Source organism: Streptomyces sp. NPDC048424, assembly GCF_040651555.1.
GTDB lineage: Bacteria > Actinomycetota > Actinomycetes > Streptomycetales > Streptomycetaceae > Streptomyces.
The window spans coordinates 455,208-474,687 of the sequence record NZ_JBEZKE010000001.1 but is presented as its reverse complement, the minus strand read 5'-3'; the positions used below and the strand labels follow the sequence as shown (position 1 = coordinate 474,687).

Annotated in this window: 17 protein-coding genes; 8 read left to right on the top strand and 9 right to left on the bottom strand. The window is 70.7% G+C overall.

Annotated elements, in window-relative coordinates; translation table 11 throughout:
- Nucleotides 1-15 precede the first annotated feature (15 nt).
- A complete protein-coding gene (locus AB0D29_RS02340) occupies nucleotides 16-690 on the top strand; it encodes a response regulator transcription factor (protein ID WP_030720455.1) in 675 nt (224 codons plus the stop codon).
- An 89-nt stretch (nucleotides 691-779) separates the two neighbouring features.
- Here AB0D29_RS02340 and AB0D29_RS02335 read toward each other — a convergent pair whose 3' ends face one another.
- Together AB0D29_RS02335 and AB0D29_RS02330 are read right to left on the bottom strand one after the other, a co-directional pair.
- The gene (locus AB0D29_RS02335; protein WP_362851759.1) at nucleotides 780-2,297 is read right to left on the bottom strand and encodes an ATP-binding protein; all 1,518 of its coding nucleotides are present in this window, start codon (nucleotides 2,295-2,297) and stop codon (nucleotides 780-782) included.
- A gap of 79 nt (nucleotides 2,298-2,376) precedes the next feature.
- A complete protein-coding gene (locus tag AB0D29_RS02330; RefSeq protein ID WP_362851758.1) occupies nucleotides 2,377-2,574 on the bottom strand; it encodes a hypothetical protein in 198 nt (65 codons plus the stop codon).
- A gap of 174 nt (nucleotides 2,575-2,748) precedes the next feature.
- Between AB0D29_RS02330 and pglX the strand changes: the two genes are divergently transcribed.
- Complete coding sequence (pglX, locus tag AB0D29_RS02325; RefSeq protein ID WP_362851757.1) at nucleotides 2,749-6,279, top strand: BREX-2 system adenine-specific DNA-methyltransferase PglX; 3,531 nt, start codon at nucleotides 2,749-2,751, stop codon at nucleotides 6,277-6,279.
- 37 nt (nucleotides 6,280-6,316) lie between these two features.
- On the opposite strand, the gene AB0D29_RS02320 is transcribed toward pglX, so the two are convergent.
- Nucleotides 6,317-7,654: a PH domain-containing protein gene (locus AB0D29_RS02320; protein ID WP_362851804.1), complete on the bottom strand. Its 1,338-nt coding sequence runs from the start codon at nucleotides 7,652-7,654 to the stop codon at nucleotides 6,317-6,319.
- Nucleotides 7,655-7,680: 26 nt separating this feature from the next.
- Nucleotides 7,681-8,172, bottom strand: coding sequence for a PH domain-containing protein (locus AB0D29_RS02315; protein ID WP_362851756.1), 492 nt, complete (start codon nucleotides 8,170-8,172; stop codon nucleotides 7,681-7,683).
- A gap of 31 nt (nucleotides 8,173-8,203) precedes the next feature.
- Here AB0D29_RS02315 and AB0D29_RS02310 point away from each other — a divergent pair, with 31 nt between their 5' ends.
- The 4 genes from AB0D29_RS02310 (at nucleotide 8,204) to AB0D29_RS02295 (ending at nucleotide 11,520) form a co-directional block, all read left to right on the top strand.
- Nucleotides 8,204-9,346 carry an NADH-quinone oxidoreductase subunit D gene (locus AB0D29_RS02310; protein ID WP_362851755.1) on the top strand — a complete coding sequence of 381 codons (1,143 nt, stop codon included), beginning with the start codon at nucleotides 8,204-8,206 and terminating at the stop codon, nucleotides 9,344-9,346.
- A gap of 65 nt (nucleotides 9,347-9,411) precedes the next feature.
- Entirely contained in the window at nucleotides 9,412-10,356 is a 945-nt protein-coding gene (locus AB0D29_RS02305; RefSeq protein WP_362851754.1) for a nucleoside hydrolase, read from the top strand.
- A 61-nt stretch (nucleotides 10,357-10,417) separates the two neighbouring features.
- On the top strand, nucleotides 10,418-11,275 hold the full coding sequence (locus tag AB0D29_RS02300) for an arylamine N-acetyltransferase (protein WP_362851753.1): 858 nt from the start codon (nucleotides 10,418-10,420) through the stop codon (nucleotides 11,273-11,275).
- A 29-nt stretch (nucleotides 11,276-11,304) separates the two neighbouring features.
- Nucleotides 11,305-11,520: a hypothetical protein gene (locus tag AB0D29_RS02295; protein WP_362851752.1), complete on the top strand. Its 216-nt coding sequence runs from the start codon at nucleotides 11,305-11,307 to the stop codon at nucleotides 11,518-11,520.
- A gap of 55 nt (nucleotides 11,521-11,575) precedes the next feature.
- Here AB0D29_RS02295 and AB0D29_RS02290 read toward each other — a convergent pair whose 3' ends face one another.
- From AB0D29_RS02290 to AB0D29_RS02275, 4 genes are all read right to left on the bottom strand, one after another.
- Nucleotides 11,576-12,625 (bottom strand): hypothetical protein, encoded by a 1,050-nt coding sequence (locus AB0D29_RS02290; RefSeq protein WP_362851751.1) that lies wholly within the window; start codon nucleotides 12,623-12,625, stop codon nucleotides 11,576-11,578.
- 109 nt (nucleotides 12,626-12,734) lie between these two features.
- Nucleotides 12,735-13,712 carry an ABC transporter substrate-binding protein gene (locus AB0D29_RS02285; protein WP_362851750.1) on the bottom strand — a complete coding sequence of 326 codons (978 nt, stop codon included), beginning with the start codon at nucleotides 13,710-13,712 and terminating at the stop codon, nucleotides 12,735-12,737.
- 33 nt (nucleotides 13,713-13,745) lie between these two features.
- Nucleotides 13,746-14,414 carry an ABC transporter permease gene (locus AB0D29_RS02280; protein ID WP_362851749.1) on the bottom strand — a complete coding sequence of 223 codons (669 nt, stop codon included), beginning with the start codon at nucleotides 14,412-14,414 and terminating at the stop codon, nucleotides 13,746-13,748.
- 4 nt (nucleotides 14,415-14,418) lie between these two features.
- On the bottom strand, nucleotides 14,419-15,117 hold the full coding sequence (locus AB0D29_RS02275; protein WP_362851748.1) for an ABC transporter permease: 699 nt from the start codon (nucleotides 15,115-15,117) through the stop codon (nucleotides 14,419-14,421).
- A gap of 142 nt (nucleotides 15,118-15,259) precedes the next feature.
- On the opposite strand from AB0D29_RS02275, the gene AB0D29_RS02270 reads away from it, so the two are divergent.
- Nucleotides 15,260-16,222 (top strand): ATP-binding cassette domain-containing protein, encoded by a 963-nt coding sequence (locus AB0D29_RS02270; RefSeq protein WP_362851747.1) that lies wholly within the window; start codon nucleotides 15,260-15,262, stop codon nucleotides 16,220-16,222.
- A gap of 65 nt (nucleotides 16,223-16,287) precedes the next feature.
- Here the strand turns inward: AB0D29_RS02270 and AB0D29_RS02265 are convergent, their stop codons facing one another.
- Nucleotides 16,288-17,397: an alpha/beta hydrolase-fold protein gene (locus AB0D29_RS02265; RefSeq protein WP_362851746.1), complete on the bottom strand. Its 1,110-nt coding sequence runs from the start codon at nucleotides 17,395-17,397 to the stop codon at nucleotides 16,288-16,290.
- Nucleotides 17,398-17,549: 152 nt separating this feature from the next.
- Between AB0D29_RS02265 and AB0D29_RS02260 the strand changes: the two genes are divergently transcribed.
- A complete protein-coding gene (locus AB0D29_RS02260; RefSeq protein ID WP_362851745.1) occupies nucleotides 17,550-19,397 on the top strand; it encodes a phosphatidylglycerol lysyltransferase domain-containing protein in 1,848 nt (615 codons plus the stop codon).
- The last annotated feature ends 83 nt before the right edge of the window (nucleotides 19,398-19,480 follow it).

Below are 19,480 nucleotides of genomic sequence, written 5' to 3'. Positions count from 1 at the left end.
AGGACGAGGTAACTGATGTCCATCCGAGTGATGCTGGTCGACGACCAGGTGCTGCTGCGCACCGGCTTCCGGATGGTGCTCGCCGCCCAGCCGGACATGGAGGTCGTCGCCGAAGCGGGCGACGGCCTGGAGGCGCTGGAGGTGCTGCGGGCCACGAAGGTGGACGTGGTGCTGATGGACGTCCGCATGCCCAGGCTGGACGGTGTCGAGGCGACGCGGCGGATCTGCGAGCCGGAGGAGCACCCGAAGGTCATCATCCTGACCACCTTCGACCTGGACGAGTACGCCTTCTCGGGCCTGAAGGCCGGGGCGAGCGGCTTCATGCTGAAGGACGTCCCGCCGGCGGAACTGCTGGCGGCCATCCGCTCGGTGCACAGCGGGGACGCGGTGGTCGCCCCGTCCACGACGCGGCGGCTGCTGGACCGCTTCGCGCCGATGCTGCCGACGACCACGCAGGAGCCGCAGAACAAGGAGATCGAGCGGCTGACGGAGCGCGAGCGCGAGGTCATGCTGCTGGTGGCCCAGGGGCTGTCGAACGGGGAGATCGCGGCCCGGCTGGTCCTGTCGGAGGCGACCGTGAAGACCCACGTGGGCCGCATCCTGACGAAGCTGGGCCTGCGCGACCGCGTCCAGGTGGTGGTCCTGGCGTACGAGACGGGCCTGGTCCGCGCGGGCGGCGGCGCCGGCTAGCCCCGCCTTCGGCTGTTCCTCTCGGGCTGCCCGGCCCGAGGGGAACACCCGCCGGTGCCGTGCGCCGAGCCACCTCCTGCCGTTCGGTCCTACCCGAAGAGCCTGGCGGGGGTCACCCGGCCGTACAGCTCATCGAGACCGATCAAGAGCACGTCTCCACCGTCCTTTGCCACCTCGTCTCGCAGTGCGCCGCTGAACCCCGCGGCGCTGAAACACGCGAGCGCGCACCGGGTGACGTCCATCCCGCGTCCAGCGAGCACCTCTCGCGCGCGCCGGAGCCTCTCCACGTGGTTCTGCCCCATGACCGTCCCCCATTTGGCCTCACCCAGCATCGCCACCGTTGGCCTCCTGTCTCCGGCCCCTGCTTCAACGACGGCGACGTCGATCTGGATCTGCTGCCGGGTGGCCGGATCGGACACGATGCCGCCGCCCACCTGACCGAGCGAGGTACCGAGCAGGGACCTGCCCGGGCCGAGCACGTACTCACGACAGATCGCCTCGAAGTGCGGTCCTGCCACCTGCGCCGCGAAACGCTCCGCCGACTGTGCCCAGACCTCGGCCGCGTGCCCGCTCTCCAGCCGGGCCCATGCCGGACGCATCACCGCCTCGTAGAAGTTGATCAGCGGCTCGGTGATCCTGTACTGGGATTTCCCGGCCCGGAAGAGATCCGCGTCCCGTACCAACAGGTGACTGTCCTCCAGCACGTTGAGCGGGTGGGAGATGTCCACGGACTTCCGGCCGATATAGCCCGCGATCCCACCCCTCGTGCTGTTCCCCTGAGCCACCGCAGCGAGCACCGAGTGGTACAGGGCACCGTCACGGATGTCCGCTTCTTCGGCGAGCAGGTACCGCGCCTCGCGGAAGAGCGGGCTGTACGGCGACAGGACCGTACGGCAGATCCAGTCGCCGAACTCTTCCAGGCTCCCGGGAACGTCATCCGCCAGGAACTGCCGCCGGTAAGCGGGCGTACCCCCGAGCACGGCGTGGAGCCGGGCGGCAAGAGCGGGACTCCCGGCGACGCCCCAGAAGTCGGCGGCAGCTCGATATCCGAAGGGACGCACCACGAGTTCCAACTGTGCCCGCCCCCGCAACGGCGCGGTACTGGCGAGCAGTCCCCCCATGACGGACATCGCCGATCCGCACAGGAGCAACCTCATCCGGTTCGCCTCGACCTGGAACCGGTCGATCTCCCGCTGGATGAGCGACGGCAGTTCCGGTGCGGCCTTCGCCAAGTAGGGAAACTCGTCGATGACCACGAGCAGTGGTCCGGTCCCCCGGTCAGGGGCGCCGAGGCCGAAGAGGTATGAGATCGCGTCGTCCCAGGTGGCGAAGGAGAAGGGGACCGGGGAGCGCGCGTGTTCTGCCAGCGCTGCCCCGAACTGACGCAGAGATTCCGCCTCGGTCGCAGCCGTGGCCCCGAAGTAGAAGCCCTGCTGCTGCTCCACCAAGGCACGTAGCAGGTAGGTCTTGCCCATGCGCCGCCTGCCGCTGACGATGCCGAGCATCGCGTGCGGCATCGGTCTGCCCACGAAGGCGGTGAGGCTCTCCCACTCCGCACCGCGATCGAAGACATGGGACGGCTTGCTCGGCCCTGATCGATGCCGCATCTTCCCACTCCTTAGGAGTACACCCCTAAGAAGTGTACTCCTAAGGGGAGCGCGAGCCCTGTTCATCCAGCGGGGCACCTCAACCGGCGAGGAACTGCCGAGCACCGAACCCGAGAAACATGAGCCCTGCGAAGGTCGCCCCGCCGGCCGCACACGAGGCCGCCAGCCCCTGCTCGGCCCACAGGAAGATCGCAAAGGCGACCACCGCGCCAACGAAGCTGCCGATCGTGATGATCGCCAGCCAGACCCCCCGAAACGCCGGGTTGTTAACAGTCATGAGACTCCCCTTCCGCCGCGGCCGGGTGGAGTCGATCGACTGCACCGCCGACGAAGAGGCTAGAGGAGCGCGCTAACACTCTCAAGCTTTTACGACACTCTCACGGTGATAACCTGAACGGGATGGACCGGAAGCTCGGGCGCACCGCGAGGACCACCGACCAGGAAGCGGCACATGATCTCCAGCAACCTCCTGACCCAGGACCTGGCGCGACAGGCCGTCATCCTCGGACGAGACCTGCGCGAGCGCGCCCGGACCGGTCCGGCCACCGCCGCCCTGGCGGATGAGTACAAGCACCTCACGGCGAAGTCACTGACCTCCGCCACCTGGCACACCTGGCGGGACGAAAAGGTCGCGCAGGTGGCCGCTGCCTGGGTGCTCGCCACGGCCATCGTCAGGTTCTGTGAGGACAACGAACTGCTCGACTCACCCGGCATCGTCGGGGCCGAGGGCGAGGTGCACGCGCGTGAAATGATCATCACCGCGGTGGACCGGCTCAGTTCCCAGCCGACGATGGCCCAGGTCTTCAGCCGGCGGACGAACCCCATGTGGAGCATCAAGCCCAGTCAGGAAGCCTGCGCCGCGCTCCTGGCCTTCTGGAACCTCCGCTCCCCGGAGGGTCTCCTCATCCACGACTTCACGGACGAGTCACGAGGAACCCGCTTCCTCCAGGACCTGTACATCAGCCTCAACGAGCCGGCCCGAACGGTGTACGGATCGGTTCCGACCCCGGAGTTCGTGGTCACCCTGATCCTCGATCTCACCCTCGATCCGGCGCTCGACGCCTCCGCGTCCTCCCTCTCGGCGCTACAAGCACTCCGGGTCATCGATCCCGCCTGCGGATCAGGAAACTTCCTCATCGGCGCCTTCGATCGCCTCTTCCGGCGATGGACCGACATCGGAAGCGACATGAGTCCGTGGCAGCGGGCCGCCAGAGCCCTGAGATCACTTCACGGGTGCGACATCGACCCCGGTGCCGTGAGCATCACTCGCTTCAGACTCCTCATCGCCGCCATGAGCGCCGCAGGGGAACGGCGCCTGGACGACGTGCCGGACCTGCCCGTCGTGGTCACGGCTGCAGACGCGCTGATCAAGGGCTTGGGTACGGAGCCCGCCCCCTCCCTCTTCCGATCGGAACCGGACCCGACCGAGTCCGGGCCGGAGCAGGAGTTCGCCGAGTACGCGGACAGGCACGGGCTCTTCGGTCCCGACGGCTACCACGTGGTGGTGTCCAACCCGCCGGCCGTCACCGTAAAGGACAAGGCCCTGTTCGCGACCTACCGCGACGCCTACAGGAGCTGCAGCGGGCGCTACGCACAGACGGTCCCCTTCACGGAACTCGCATTCCACCTCGCCCGGCAGAAGGAGGGACACGTCGGTCAGCTGTTGGCCAACTCCTTCATGAAGCGGGAGTTCGGGCAGCAGCTCATCGAGCGCGTGCTGTCCCAGGTGGAGATCTCTCACGTGATCGACACGTCAGGGGCCTACATCCCCGGCCACGGCACACCCACGGCCATCCTCGCCGGGCGGAGCCGTACTCCCGATCCAGCACTGCCCGTCCATGTCGTCGCGGGGCGCCAGGGCGAACCCTCGATGCCTGAGAACCCGGGCGAGGGGCTCGTCTGGCAGTCACTGCTTCGCATGTCCCGTACGCCCGGCATCACCGATCAGTGGGCCGAGTCCTTCCTCCAGGACCGTGGCGAGCTGGCCCGCTTCCCATGGAACCTGGCGGATTCGTCCGTCAGGGACCTGCTGCACCGCATGGAACGGGGGGAGCGGCTCCGCGAACGTGTCGCCCGGATCGGCTATGCGGCCAACACGGGTTCCGACGACGCGTTCTGCGCTCCGGCTCACTCGTTCGATCGCCATGGCACGGAGAAGCAGGCCCGCGTACAGGTACTGACCGGTTCCGGGGTGCGCGACTGGGGTGCGCACGCCGACTCCGAGGCGTTCTTCACCCGCGGGGGCAGACACCTCGAGCTCCTCGATCTGGAGCAGCTGCCTGGTCACAGCCGCCGCCTGTGGCCCTACAAGTCGGATCTGAGCCAGCGCGCCGGCATCAAGAAGAGATCGGATTGGTACGACTGGCATCAGGTCGCCCCGGCCTGGAACGTGCACCCGTGGTCCATCGCCTTCCCCTGGGTTTCCACACACCCGCACTTCAGTCTGGTCCGGGGCTCCCTGGTCCCGCTCAACTCAGCGCCGGTCATCAAGCTCCCGCCGAACGCGTCGGACACGGAACACCTCCAGCTACTGGGAGTCCTCAACAGCTCGGCCGTCTGCTTCTGGCTCAAGCAGATGAGCCAGAGCAAGGGGCAGCCCAGAGCCGACCAGCTGCGTGGTGGCGAGTCATGGGAAAAGATCTACGAGTTCACCTCGACCCGGCTGCTCGACCTTCCCCTGCCCGACACGTTCCCTCTCGACCACGCCGAAGAGCTCGACCGCCTCGCTACCCAGCTGACGGAATACCTGTCGGAATTGTCTGCCCCCGATACCCGGCTCACTCCGGAGTACCTGGCATCGGCGGAGCGCCGATACGCTGCGGCGCGCTCGCGGATGGTGAGTCTCCAAGAGGAGCTGGACTGGCAGGTGTACGGCATGTACGGACTGCTCCCCGACGACAGCCGGGTGACCGGGCCACTGTCGGATGTACCGGCGATCGAAGTCGGCCGGCGCGCGTTCGAGATCGTGCTGGCACGCCAGGTGGCCAACGGCGAGGCCTCCTCGACATGGTTCGAGCGGCACGGGGTGCTCCCCGTGACCGAGCCTCCCCGTGATTGGCCGCCCGCGTATCGGGACCTCGTACGACGTCGTATCGAGGCCATCTCCCGGAGTCCTGTGCTGACGCTGCTTGAGCGAGCGGAGTACAAGCACCGCTGGTCGGTCCCGGACTGGCCGGACATGGTCCAGGCCACCCTTCGGGGCCGCATGCTCGACCTCTGCGAAAGGCCCTGCCTGTGGCATGCGGAAGAGAACGGGCGAAGCCGCCCGGTCACCCACACCGTGAGGGAACTGGCCGAGCTGCTGGAGGAGGACGGGGAGTTCGTCGCGCTCGCATCGCTCTACGCCCCTGAGGCGCGCCTCCTCGACACGGTGAGAAACCTGATTGCGGACACCCACGTACCTGCGGCCGCCGCACTGCGCTACAAAGCATCCGGGCTGGCCAAGCGGCGCGAATGGGAGGTGACGTGGGAACGGCAATGGCAGCAGGAGCAGGCCCGAGGAGACGCAGATGATCAAGAGCCCGGCATCGGCAACGGTGCATCGCCCGTTCCGCGGCGCTTCACCTCCGCGGACTTCCTCAAGCCGTCCTACTGGCAGCAGCGAGGCAAGCTCGACCTCCCCAACGAACGGTTCACCTCGTATCTGCCGCCCTTCTCTCCGCTGTCATCGACCACGGTGATCGGCTGGGCCGGATGGGACGCCGAGGAACGCGCGAGGGCACTGCTCGCCCTCCTGGAATCCAGCGCCGCCGCCCTGGCCAAGAGCCCGGAGTCGGCACTCCCTCTGCTCGCGGCGCTGCAGGAGGTGCTGCCCTGGGTACCCCGGACCGGATGCGGACTCGGCCCTGTCGAGCCCTCGCACGCGTACGACGAGATGCGGGGCGCCTTCACCCACCATCAGGACGAGCTCGGGGTCTCCGCGGACGCCATCGCCTCGTGGCGCCCTCCCGCACCGAAGCGAGGGCGGCCGCGCCAGAGCTAGGGGTTCTCCGCCCCCGCAGCCGCCCGCCCCGTCCGGCTCACGCGTCCGGCTGTGTCATCCAGCGGTCCGGGCGGGCCGAGGCGCGGGAGGTGCGGGCGCGGACGGCCTGGGCGGCCAGCAGGGCGGCGGCCTCGTCCGCAGCCCGCAGCCGGGCCGTGACCGTCCCGTTCGCGCCGGTGTCCACGTGCACGTCCGCCAGGCCGCGGGCGCGGGCCCACGGGCCCTGGCTGAGGCGGACGCTCTGCGCCTTGGCGTGCGGGACGATCTCCGTACGGCGGCACAGGCGGCCGTGCCGGGCGGCGAACACCTCCGGGGAGACGGCCAGCGCGTAGCCCTTCCACCACACCGGGACCACCCAGCGCGAGCCGGCCCGCGGGGAGCCGGAGAAGGCCAGGGCCGCCAGATCCACCCCGGGCAGCACCCGGGCGATCACGGCGTACGCGGCGGCCCGCGAGGCCACCGGGACCAGGACCTCGTTCTTCGAGCCCGCCACGGCCAGCTCCACGCGGACCCGGTCGCGCCGCCGCCACAGCAGCGGCTCCACGATCCGTACGGTCTGCACCCGCCCCGGCGGCACGGTCTCGTGGGCCCGGTCCAGCATTCCGTGGTCCAGGCGCAGCCCGTCCGGGGAGTCCGCGACCCGCCAGTCGTACTCCGTGAGGAAGCGGCCGACGGTGCCGGCCCAGACCGCGCCGAGCAGCGGGAGGACGGCGACGACGGCCGCCCACGGGCTGGAGCTGAACCACCACACGGCCACCGGCCCGACGATCCCGGCCGCGAGCGCGCCCAGGACGCCGAGGCTGAGCAGCAGTGACACGACCAGCTCGCGCGGGGTCACGCGCAGCAGCTCCGTGTCGGGGGCCTCGCCCAGGCGCACCGCCTCCTCGGGGGCGAAGCCCGCCGCGCGGGCCAGGAGCTCGGCGCGCAGGGCGACGGCCTCCTTCTCGCCGAGGAAGGACAGCTGGTCCTTGTCGTCGGTGCCGATGACGTCGAGGCGCAGGCTGGCGACGCCGGTCAGCCGGGCCAGCAGCGGGCGGGTGACGTCCACGGCCTGGAGGCGGTCGAGGCGGATGTGCGCGGTGCGGCGGAAGAGCAGCCCGGTACGGATGCGCAGTTCGGTGTCGGTCACGGCGTAGTGGGTGAACCACCAGCTCAGGAAGCCGTACACGGCGAACACGAGGATGATGCCGGCCAGCGCCAGCAGCCGGAGCAGGACGGACAGGTCCGCCACCCACTTCTGGGCCTGGTCGCCCTGGTGGGCGATCACTCCGACGGTCGCGGCGATCGGCACCCAGGCGCGGCGCAGCGGCGTGAAGGGGTGCAGCCGCCGTCCGCCTGCGCCGGGCTCGGCGCCGGGGGCGGGGATGGGAATCAGCGGGTCGCCGCCCGCCGGACCGGCCGTCACAGGCCCGCCGACCTTGCCTCGCCGAGGGCGGTGAGCCTGTCGCGCAGCCGCTCCGCCTCGGCCGGCGCCAGGCCCGGGATCTTGGCGTCGGTGGCCGCGGCCGCCGTGTGCAGCTGGAGCGAGGCCAGCCCGAAGCGCCGCTCCAGCGGGCCCGAGGTGACCTCGACCAGCTGCATCCGCCCGTACGGGACCACGGTCTCCTCCCGCCACAGCACCCCGCGGCTGATCAGCAGGTCGTCCGCCCGCTCGGCGTACCGCCAGGACCGCCAGTTCCGGCCGAGGAGCACCCAGCCCCAGCCCAGGACCGCGAGCCACACCACCCCGAGGGCCGCCCACCACGGGCCGCCCGTCAGCCCCAGTACGACGGCGGTCACGACGGCGAACGCCGTCGCCCAGATCACCAGCAGCAGCCGCCGCAGAGTGAGCAGCCCGCCCGGCAGGCCCACCCACACGGGCCCGCCCGTCTCACCCTCTGTCCCCGTATCCATCCACCAAGCGTAGGGCTGAGACAATGCCCGCATGACGGAGACCACGGTCGGCATCGGCGGAGCGGCGGAGAGCACCGACATGGTGCTCAACATCGGCCCCCAGCACCCTTCCACGCACGGCGTGCTGCGCCTGCGCCTCGTCCTGGACGGCGAGCGGATCGTCAGCGCCGAGCCCGTGGTCGGCTACATGCACCGCGGCGCCGAGAAACTCTTCGAGGCCCGCGACTACCGGCAGATCGTGATGCTCGCGAACCGCCACGACTGGCTGTCCGCGTTCTCCAACGAGCTCGGCGTGGTCATGGCCGTCGAGCGGATGCTCGGCATGGAGGTCCCCGAGCGGGCCGTGTGGATGCGGACCCTGCTCGCCGAGCTGAACCGGGTGCTGAACCACCTGATGTTCCTCGGCTCGTACCCCCTCGAACTGGGCGGAATCACCCCGATCTTCCACGCGTTCCGCGAGCGCGAGGAGCTCCAGGCCGTCATGGAGGAGATCTCCGGCGGCCGCATGCACTACATGTTCAACCGCGTCGGCGGCCTCAAGGAGGACCTCCCGGCCGGCTGGCTCGGCCGGGCCCGCGCCGCGATCGCCGACGTCCGCACCCGCATGGACGTCTACGACAAGCTGGTCCACGGCAACGAGATCTTCCGCGCCCGCACGCGCGGCGTCGGCGTCCTGTCCGCCGAGGCGGTGCACGCGTACGGGGTCTCCGGCCCGATCGCCCGCGCCTCCGGCGTCGACTTCGACCTGCGCCGCGACGAGCCGTACCTGGCCTACGGCGAGCTGCAGGACGTCCTCAAGGTCGTCACCCGCACCGAGGGCGACTGCCTGGCCCGCTTCGAGTGCCTGCTGGACCAGACCCACAACGCGCTCGACCTGGCCGTGGCCTGCCTGGACCGGATGGCGGAGCTGGCGCCCGGGCCGATCAACCAGCGCCTGCCGAAGGTGCTGAAGGCGCCCGAGGGGGCCACGTACGCCTGGACCGAGAACCCGCTCGGCATCAACGGCTACTACCTCGTCTCGAAGGGCGAGAAGACCCCGTACCGGCTGAAGCTGCGCAGCGCCTCGTACAACAACATCCAGGCCCTGGCCGTCCTGCTGCCGGGGCAGCTCGTCGCGGACATGGTGGCGATCCTGGGCTCGCTGTTCTTCGTGGTCGGCGACATCGACAAGTAGGGGCCGCCCGAGCGGCTCTCCGGCGGCAGACTGGACGGGTCCGCAGTCCGACGAGGAGGTCGCCCGTGCCCGTCCCGATCATCATCGACTGCGACCCCGGGCACGACGACGCGCTGGCGATCATGCTGGCGGCGGCGAACCCGGCGGTCGACCTGCTCGCCATCACCACCGTCGCCGGCAACCAGACGCTGGAGAAGACCTCCCTCAACGCCCGCCGGGTGTGCACCGTCGCCGGGATCACGGACGTTCCCATCGCCGCCGGGTGCGACCGGCCGCTGCTCCAGCCGCTGGTCGTGGCGGACGACGTGCACGGCGAATCCGGGATGGACGGACCGCGGTTCCCCGAACCCACGGTCGACCTGGTCCCCGAGCACGCGGTCGAACTCATCCACCGGATCCTCGTGGACCACCCGGAGCCGGTCACCCTGGTCCCCACCGCCCCGCTGACCAACATCGCCCTGCTGCTGACCCGCTACCCCGACAGCGCCGCGCGCATCCGCGAGATCGTGCTGATGGGAGGCTCCACGGAGCGGGGCAACCGCACCCCGGCGTCCGAGTTCAACATCCACACCGACCCTGAGGCCGCGGACATCGTCTTCCGCAGCGGGGTCCCCGTGACCATGTGCGGGCTCAACGTCACCCACCAGGCCCTGGCCACGCCCGAGGTCCTGGCCCGCTTCGAGGCCCTCGGCACCGAACTCGGCGACGTCTGCGCCGGATTGCTGGCCTACTTCGCGTCGACGTACAGCCGGCTGTGGAACATGCCGCACCCCCCGCTGCACGACCCCGTCGCCGTGGCCCGCGTGATCGACCCGACGGTCGTGGAGTGCGTCCCGGCGAACGTCACCGTGGAACTGCACGGCCGGTACACGCGCGGGGCCACCGTCGTGGACCTGCACCGGTACCTGGACCGCCCGGTCAACGCGCAGGTCGCCGTGTCCCTCGACACCCGGCGCTTCTGGGACCAGATGGTCGACGCCGTCGCGACCCTCGGCCGGACCGGCCCGTGAGTGGCCGGGCCCCGCGGGTAATTCCCGGGGCCCGCGCCCGGCCGGCGCGTAGGTTGACCGGATGATCTCTGACATATTCGACGGCTACCTGCGCCGGCTCGGCGTCACCGATCCCGGAGCCCCCGGCGTGGAAGGGCTGTTCGCGCTGCAGCGCGCCCACCTGGAGCACATCGCCTACGACAACATCGACATCCAGCTCGGCCGGCCGCCCGGCATCGACCCCGAGCTGTCGGCCCGCCGCTTCGCCGCCGGGCGCGGCGGCTACTGCTTCCACCTCAACGGCGGCCTCGCGCTCCTCCTGGAGACCCTCGGGTACGAGGTGACCCGGCACGTCGGCGGCGTGTGCGACGACGCCGCCTCCCGCGAGGTCGGCGGCGGCCACCTCACCCTGACCGTCCGCGTCGACGGGGCCACGTACTGGGTGGACGCCGGGCTCGGGGACGGCCCGTACGAGCCGCTGCCGCTGCGCGAGGGCACGTACGAGCAGGGCGGCCTGCGGTACCGGCTGGAGCGGTTGGAGCCGCAGGCGGGCGAGAGCGGGGACGCGGGCTGGAGCCTGCTCACCCCCGACATGCACATGCCCCGCATGAACTTCCGGGACGCCCCGGCGGCGACGGCCGACTTCGAGGCCATGCACACCCGGCTGTCGACCGCCGAGGACTCGGTCTTCGTACGGACCTTCGCACTCTTCCGCCGTGACGCGGAGGGCGCGGACGTGCTGCGCGGGCGGATCCTCACCCGACTGGACTCGGCGAAGGGGACCAGCGAGCGGGAACTGGCCGACGCGGACGAGCTCTTCGAGGTCATCGGGAGCGTCTTCGGCCGCGACCTGGACGACCTGAGCGCCGCGGACCGGGCGACGCTGTGGGCCCGGGTGCAGCAGGCGCACGAGGCCTGGCTCGCCGCCCGGCAGGGCTGATGTCGGCGGGGCAGGGCAGACTGGGCGCCATGTCCCACTCCCCCCGTCGGGCCTGCCCCTCCTGCGGCCGCGACTGCGCCGTCACCGCCGGCCGGATCGCCCGCCACGACCCCCCTGCCGGGCGCGGACGCGGCGACCTGGTGTCCTGTCCCGGATCCCGGGCCCGGGTGGTGCTCGGCGCCTGCGCGCCGACGCTGGACGGCTTCGTGCTGCCCGAACACCCCGGACAGCTGCCGCTGTTCTGAGGCCCTGCCCGGCCGGACCAGGAGCCGGGAACCAGGAGCCGGACGCCGGCGGGTGCTACGAGATCGCGGTGCGCAGCCTGACCACGTCGATCGGCTCGGTCTCGTCGTGGGCCGTCAGGTCGATGACCTGGCCCACCGCACGGGTCTCGGCGGTCGCCGGCTTGAACTCGGGCCCGGGGGCGGCCTCGGCGGACTCCGCCTTGTGGACGGCGAGGGCCTCCGCGCCGACCACGTCGGCCAGGTCCTCGTTCTGGACCGCCTCGATCACCGCGCGGGCCTGCGCCGCGTTCTTGGTGCCGAAGAAGTCGAAGCCGCCCTCGACGCGCGAGGCCGTACGCCGCTGGGCCGCGTACGGGGCCACCGCCGCCGCCGGACGCCGCGCGGGGACCGAGGAAGCGGGCACCGGAGCAGCGGGGACCGACGACGCGGGCACCGCGGGTGCGGGGAGCGAGGGCTCGGGGGCCGACGACGCGAGGGCCGGGGCCGCTGCGGCGGGGGCCGCGGGCAGGGCCGCCTGCGTCTGCTTCCTGCGGGCCAGCGCCCCCAGGGCCGCGTGGGCCCGGGCGTAGCCGACCGTGGTGGGCGCGCCCGCCGAGTTGCGCTCCTCGGAGACGGCGGGAAGTTCCTTGGGCGCGGCGGCGGGAGCCGCGGAGGCCTCGATGGCCAGCAGCCGGCGGCCCTCCAGGGCGCTGGCGCGCTCGGTCTCGGCGGTCGCGTAGCGCCGCAGCAGCGCCGCGTGCTCGCCCCGCAGCCCGGCGAGTTCGACCCGCTTGGCGCGCAGCTTGGCGTCGAGCCGGCCGCGCAGCACGCGGGCCTCTTCGAGATCGGATTCGAGCTCGGCTATCCGCTCGTCCGTCCGCCACTCGTCCTTGACCCGCTCGCGCAGGAGCTCCGCGACGCGGCGGCCCGCCGAACGGTCCCAGGCGCGCATCACGACGGCGCCGCCGACCCCGGTGGCCGCGGTGAGGGCCACGAGCAGCCTCAGCGTCAGGGGTTCCGCGAGCAGCCAGGCCGCTCCGGCACTGATGACGGACACACCTGCGACGGTCGTCGGCGTGAGCAGCCGGTGCAGGGGTTCGGGATTGCGGTGGCGTCCACGGGGCATGGCCCGAAATTTACAGGGCGTGGGGGTCCAGCGGGATACCCGCCCGGCAAATCTCTTGCCGCTCTTCCCGGGCAGGTACTCCACATTCCTCCATCAACCCCCGTGACTTCTACTTCTTGAGAAGGCCCTTGGACTCCAGGTAGGCCTTCGCGACGTCCGCCGGCTTGGCGCGCTCCGCGTCCACCTTCCGGTTCAGGTCGACCAGATCGGCCGTCGTGAGGACCTTGGTCAGCTTGTCGAGGGCGGCCGCGACCTCGGGGGCGCCGGCGTCCTTGGCGTTGACCACCGGGAGCACGTTGTCGGCGTTCTGGAGCTTCTTGTCGTCCTCCAGCAGGACCAGGCCGAAGCTGTCGAGCGTGGCGTCCGTGGTCGTGGTCAGCACGAGCTGGTCGGCGCCGTCCTTGACGGCCTGCTTGGCCTGCGGGGTGCCGACGCCCTTCGGGTCAATACCGGAAACTTGAATTCCGTATGTCTTCGTCAACCCCGGTGCGCAGAAGGGCCGTACGGAGCATTCGTCGCCCGCCGCGATCTTCACCTTCAGGCCCGACTTGCCAAGGTCGGAAAGGGTCTTCAGGTTGTTCTTCTGGGCGAATTCCTTGGTCACCGCGAATGCGTTCTGGTCGACGGCCTCGCCCGCGGGCAGCGCCTTCAGCCCGAGCGGGGCCGCGAGCTTCTCCAGGGCCGCCACCGTCGCCGCGACGTCGCTCGACGCCACCGGCTTCTCCTCGGGCGCCTTCGGACCGTTCACCTTGGCGTTGAGGAACTCCGCGAGCGTGGCCGCGTACTCCGGGACGACGTCGATCTCGCCCTTCTCCAGCGAGGGCTCGTACAGCTCGCGGTTGTTGACCGTCTTGACGGACGTGCCGTAGCCCGCGTCCTTGAGGACCTGCGCGTACAGCTCGGCCAGCACGTTCGACTCGGTGAACCCGGCGGCGCCGATCACCAGGCTGCCCTTGCCGTCCGCGGCCGGGGCGGACGAACCCCCGTCCTTGCTCTTCTCCAGGCTGTCGCCGCCGCACGCGGCCAGCGACACCGTCAGGGCCAGGGCGCCCAGGGACGCGCCGAGGACGCGCGTGGTCTTGGTCATGGAGTAACTCCGTTTCGAGGCGATGGACAGGGATCAGCGGTGGCCCGCGGCCCGCGGCAGCAGCCGGTCCGCCGCCACCAGCGCGCCCTCGACCAGCAGGGCGAGCGCCGCCACCAGCAGGGCGCCCGCGACGACCTGCGGGGTGTTGTACGTGTTGAAGCCGGCGGTGATGATCCGGCCGAGGCCGCCCTGGCCGACCATGGCGGCGATCGTGGCCGTGGCGATGACCTGCACCGCGCCCGAGCGCATCCCGGTCATCACCAGACCGCGCGCGAGCGGCAGTTCGACGCGCAGGAAGAGCTGGCCGCCGGACATGCCCATGCCCCGGGCCGCCTCCACCACCGAGCGGTCCACCTCGCGCATGCCGACGTACGCGTTGGTCAGCAGCGGCGGGAGGGCGAACAGCACCAGCGCGGCGATGGTCGGCACGTAGCCGGCGTTGCGCAGCGGGGAGACCATGAACAGCGCCAGCACCGCGAAGACCGGAACGGCCCGGCCGATGTTGGAGACGTTGATCGCGAGGGCGCCGCCCTTGCCGAGGTGGCCGAGGTACAGGCCGACCGGCAGCGCCAGCGCGCAGGCGATCGCCAGCGCGACCCCGCTCACGTAGACGTGCTCGCCGAGCCGGTGCCAGACGCCGCTCTCCCCCGACCAGTTGGCGCCGTTCGCCAGCCAGTCCCAGGTCTCTCCCAGTACTCCCACGGCCTCAGGCCCCCTTCCCCGGAGCCGCCGGCCGGGCTCCGGCCCGGGTCCACGGCGTGAGCAGCCGCTGTACGCCCAGCAGCAGCAGGTCGGCCACGAGCGCGAGCAGCACGCACAGCACCGAGGCGGTCAGCACCTGGGCCTTGAAGGAGCTGTTCACCGCCGGGGCGATGAGGTTGCCGAGGCCCCCCTTGCCGACGATGGAGCCGACCGTGGTCAGCGCGATCGTCGAGACCGTGGCGATCCGTACGCCGGCGAGCAGCGCGGGCAGCGCCAGCGGCAGTTCGACCTGCCACAGCAGCCGGCCCGGGCCGTACCCCATGCCGCGCGCGGCCTCCCGTACCTCCTCGGGCACGGCCTCCAGCCCGGCCAGCACGTTGCGCACCAGGATCGTCAGCGAATACAGCACGAGCCCGGTGACCACCAGCGCCGCCGAGAGCCCGAAGACCGGCAGCAGCAGGGAGAACATGGCCAGCGAGGGGATCGTGTAGAGCAGCGTGGTGAGGGCCAGCACGGGCGCCGCCCAGCGGCGGCTGCGGCGGGCCAGCAGGGCGAGCGGCACGGACACGGCTATGCCGATCAGGACGGACACGCCCGTGAGCCAGATGTGTTCGAGGGTGGCGTCGGTGAGCTCCTGGGAGCGGGAGGTGACGTAGTCCCAGCAGATCCAGTCGTTCGCCACCAGGCAGTTCCGCCCGGCCATGCACCCCACCCCCCGTCACCGTCGCGTACAGGGGTGACCCTAACCCCCGCCACCGACAATGGCCGGAATCCTTCGAACGACGTAACACTCTCCTCATAATTCCTTCGCACATCAGGGCGAGCCGGTGCGAGAGGATGGCGGTGTGATCCGATTCGAGCATGTGACCAAGCGCTACCCCGACGGGACGACAGCCGTCGAGGACCTGTCCTTCGAGGTGGCGGAGGGTGAGCTGGTCACGCTCGTGGGACCGTCCGGCTGCGGCAAGACGACCACGATGAAGATGGTCAACCGGCTGATCGACCCGACCTCCGGCCGGATCCTGCTCGGCGGCGAGGACATCGCGGCCGCCGACCCGGTCGAGCTGCGCCGCCGCATCGGGTACGTCATCCAGCAGGTCGGGCTGTTCCCGCACAAGACGGTGCTGGAGAACACGGCCACCGTGCCGCAGCTGATCGGCACCCCGAAGGCCAAGGCCCGCGCCCGGGCGGTCGAGCTGCTCGAACTCGTGGGGCTGGATCCGGCCGTGTACGGAGGCCGGTACCCGGAGCAGCTGTCGGGCGGGCAGCGCCAGCGCGTCGGCGTGGCCCGCGCGCTCGCCGCGGATCCGCCGGTGCTGCTGATGGACGAGCCCTTCGGCGCCGTGGACCCCGTGGTGCGCGAACGGCTGCAGAACGAGTTCCTGACCCTGCAGAAGACGGTGCGCAAGACGATCCTGCTGGTCACGCACGACCTGGAGGAGGCCATCCGGCTCGGCGACCGCATAGCCGTCTACGGGACGGGCACCATCGAGCAGTTCGCCAGCCCCGCGGCCGTCCTCGGCTCGCCGGCCACCCCGTACGTGGCCTCCTTCGTCGGCTCCGACCGCGGCCTGAAGCGGCTCGCGGTCACCGCGGTCGAGGCGGCCGACCTGGCGGCGGCCGAGGGCAACGCCCCGGCGGCTGCCGTGGAGCTGGGCGCGACGCTGCGCGAGGCGCTCGCGGCCCTGCTGCAGGAGGACTCGGGCCGGATCGGGGTCACGGACCCGGACTCCGGCGCCCTGGTCGGCGTACTGACCCCGGAGGGCGTGCACCGCGCCCTGCGCCGGGCCCAGTTGCAGGAGGCGTAGCGCGGAACGCGGAAGGGCCCGGCTCTCCCGAGCCGGGCCCTTCCGCCGTGCACGCGTCCACGGCCTCAGGCCTGGATGCGCCCGCTCATCCACACCAGCATCGGCGGGATCTCGCGGCGCCACGTGTTGAAGTTGTGGCCACCGCTGTCGAGGATGATCGAGGAGACCCGGTCCGGGCCCTGCACCTTCTTGATGAACTTCTTGGTGTCGCCGAGGTTCGGCTCGCCCTTCTCGCTGCTCGTCACGAGGAAGGACGTACCGCTCGGCTTCTTGTGCTCGATGCTGTGCAGCACGTCCGCGCGCTTCTTCAGCTTCTCGTCCCCGTGGAACAGGTCGCCGGTCGTCGGGTCGTCCGGAGCCTCGTAGTACGCGGACAGACCGGCGGCGGCGCCGAAGGTCTGCGGGTAGTGCGCGGCGATCTTCAGGGCGCAGTAACCGCCCGTGGAGTTGCCGATGAAGCCCATGTTCTGCGGCTTCTTGCCGACCCGGAAGGTGCTCTGGATGGCCTGCGGGAGGTCCTCGCCGAAGAAGGTCTCGGTCTGCGGGCCGCCGGGTATGTCGACGCACTCGGTGTCACGCGGCGGCGCGATGGTCGGGCGCAGCATGACCAGGATCATCGGCTTCATCTTGCCCGACTTGGACAGGCTGAAGGCCTTCATCGGGTAGTCGAGCCCTTTGATCAGGTTCTCGGCGGTGCCCGGGTAGCCCGTCAGGACGATGGAGGCGGGGAAGTTCTGGTCCTTGTGCTGCGGCTGGAAGTATTCCGGCGGGAGCCAGACGTAGCCGGGGCTCGTTATCTTCGACTTCTGCCCGGTTATGGCAACCTTCAGGATCTGACCGCCGACCTGGGGCTTGGCTCCACCGGGGACGTCCAGCTTCTGCTTGTCGACGACCTTGATGTCGTCGCTGCTCATCGAGTGGTCGACGACCTTGCCCATGGACGTCTCCTGGCCGAGCAGGTCGGCCCAGGAACCGTAGAAGAGGAACGACTTGTTAGCCGCGAGACCCACAGCCGAGAACAGCGCCAGCTGCGTCGCCAGCAGGAGCCCGATCCGGCCGGCGACAGCGCGCCAGGTGCGGCCCGAGAGCTTCGGCCACAGCCAGACCGTGGCCGCGAACAGCAGCACACCGGCCAGGATGGCCAACGCCAGAACCGTAGAACTCGTGAGACCCATGAGCAGTCAGTCGACTTTCTGGTGGCAGGACAGATTTTTCCGACGAAAGAGTGAACCCGCTCCTCGTCGATGTCGTCCTAAGGGACGCACCACAACACCGGAGGCTGTCGCGGCCTTCGGCCACATGATCTCTCGCGGAGCAACGGGAAGCGATGTCTAGCAGGATAGATGGCGATAAGTCGGGACAGGTTCCGAGCAGGGTCCGCCGAATCCTCCGAGGCCCACAGCCGGAGTCGGTGCCCGGCCTGGTAGGTACGGCCGTCATGATCGTCGGCCTTCTGGACATCGCGGCAGGAGTCTTCCCGCGCTTCCGGCACAGCAGGATCCACGCCGTGGCGGAGGTGCTGCCGGTCTTCGGCCCGTTCGCGGCCGCCCTCGCCATCAGCGCGGGCGTCCTGCTCCTGCTGCTCGCGCACGGCCTCAAGCGCCGCAAGCGCCGGGCCTGGCGGGCGGCGGTCGTCCTGCTGCCGGCCGGCGCGGTGGCGCAGTTCCTGTACCGGCACTCGATCCCCGGCGTGGTCATCGCGGCGGTGCTCTTCGCGCTGCTGCTGCGCCACCAGGGTGAATTCAAGGCGCTGCCCGACCCGCGCAGCCGCTGGAAGGCGCTCGCGAACTTCGTGCTGATGAGCGCCGGCTCCATCGGGCTCGGACTGCTCATCGTCAACGTCCACCCGAACAAGGTCGTCGGCAACCCGGGCCTGTACGAGCAGATCAAGCACGTCGTCTACGGCCTCTTCGGCTTCGAGGGCCCCGTCGACTACGCCGGCCAGGTCTCCTGGACCGTCGGCTACTCCCTCGGCGCGCTCGGCATGCTGACCGCGCTCACCACCATGTACCTGGCCTTCCGCCCCGAGCACCCGGCCGCCCGGCTCACCGCCGACGACGAGGGCAAGCTGCGCGAGCTCCTCGCCAAGCACGGCGGCCGCGACTCGCTCGGGCACTTCGCGCTCCGCCGCGACAAGGCCGTCGTCTTCTCCCCCAGCGGCAAGGCCGCCGTCACCTACCGCGTCGTCTCCGGCGTGATGCTCGCCTCCGGCGACCCCATCGGAGACGTCGAGGCGTGGCCCGGCGCCATCGAGCGGTTCATGGACGAGGCCAAGGCCCACTCCTGGACCCCGGCCGTCATGGGCTGCAGCGAGACCGGTGGCGAGGTCTGGACCCGCGAGACCGGCCTGGACGCCCTGGAGCTGGGTGACGAGGCGATTGTCGATGTCAAAGACTTCTCCCTCTCGGGCCGCGCCATGCGCAATGTCCGCCAGATGGTGAAGCGCATCGAGCGCAACGGCTACACCACCAAGGTCCGCCGGGTCAGCGAGCTCACCGAAGCGGAGCTGGAGCAGGTGCGCGGCGCCGCCGAGGCCTGGCGCGGCACCGACACCGAGCGCGGCTTCTCGATGGCGCTGGGCCGGGTCGGCGACCCGGGCGACGGCGACTGCTTCATCGCCACCGCGCACCGCGTCGAGGAGGGCGACACCAGCCCCTTCGGCGACCTCAAGGCCGTCCTGCACTTCGTCCCGTGGGGCAAGGACGGCATGTCGCTGGAGCTGATGCGCCGCGACCGCGCCGCCGACCCCGGCATGAACGAGCTGCTGATCGTCGCCTCCCTGGAGGCCGCCCCCGGTCTGAAGATCGAGAAGGTCTCGCTGAACTTCGCGATGTTCCGCTCGGCCCTCGCCCGCGGCGAGAAGATCGGCGCCGGCCCGGTCCTGCGGATGTGGCGGGGCCTGCTGGTCTTCCTGTCCCGCTGGTTCCAGATCGAGTCGCTCTACAAGTTCAACGCGAAGTTCCGCCCCCGCTGGGAGCCCCGCTTCGTGGTCTTCCGCACCACCCGCGACCTGCCCCGCATCGGCTTCGCCGCGATGCAGGCCGAGGGCTTCGTGACCCTGGCCCTGCCGCGCCTCTTCGCGAGCCGCCGGCGCCCCAAGCCGGTCCGCACGTGCACGCACAACCACATGACGACCGTCCCGAAGCAGACGGAACGCGAGGTTCAGGCGGCGTAGCCGCCCCGTACGCCCCCAGGGGCCCCGGCGGCCGCCAGACCGCCGGGGCCCCTGCCGTATCCAGGTCAGCCCTACCCTTGGAC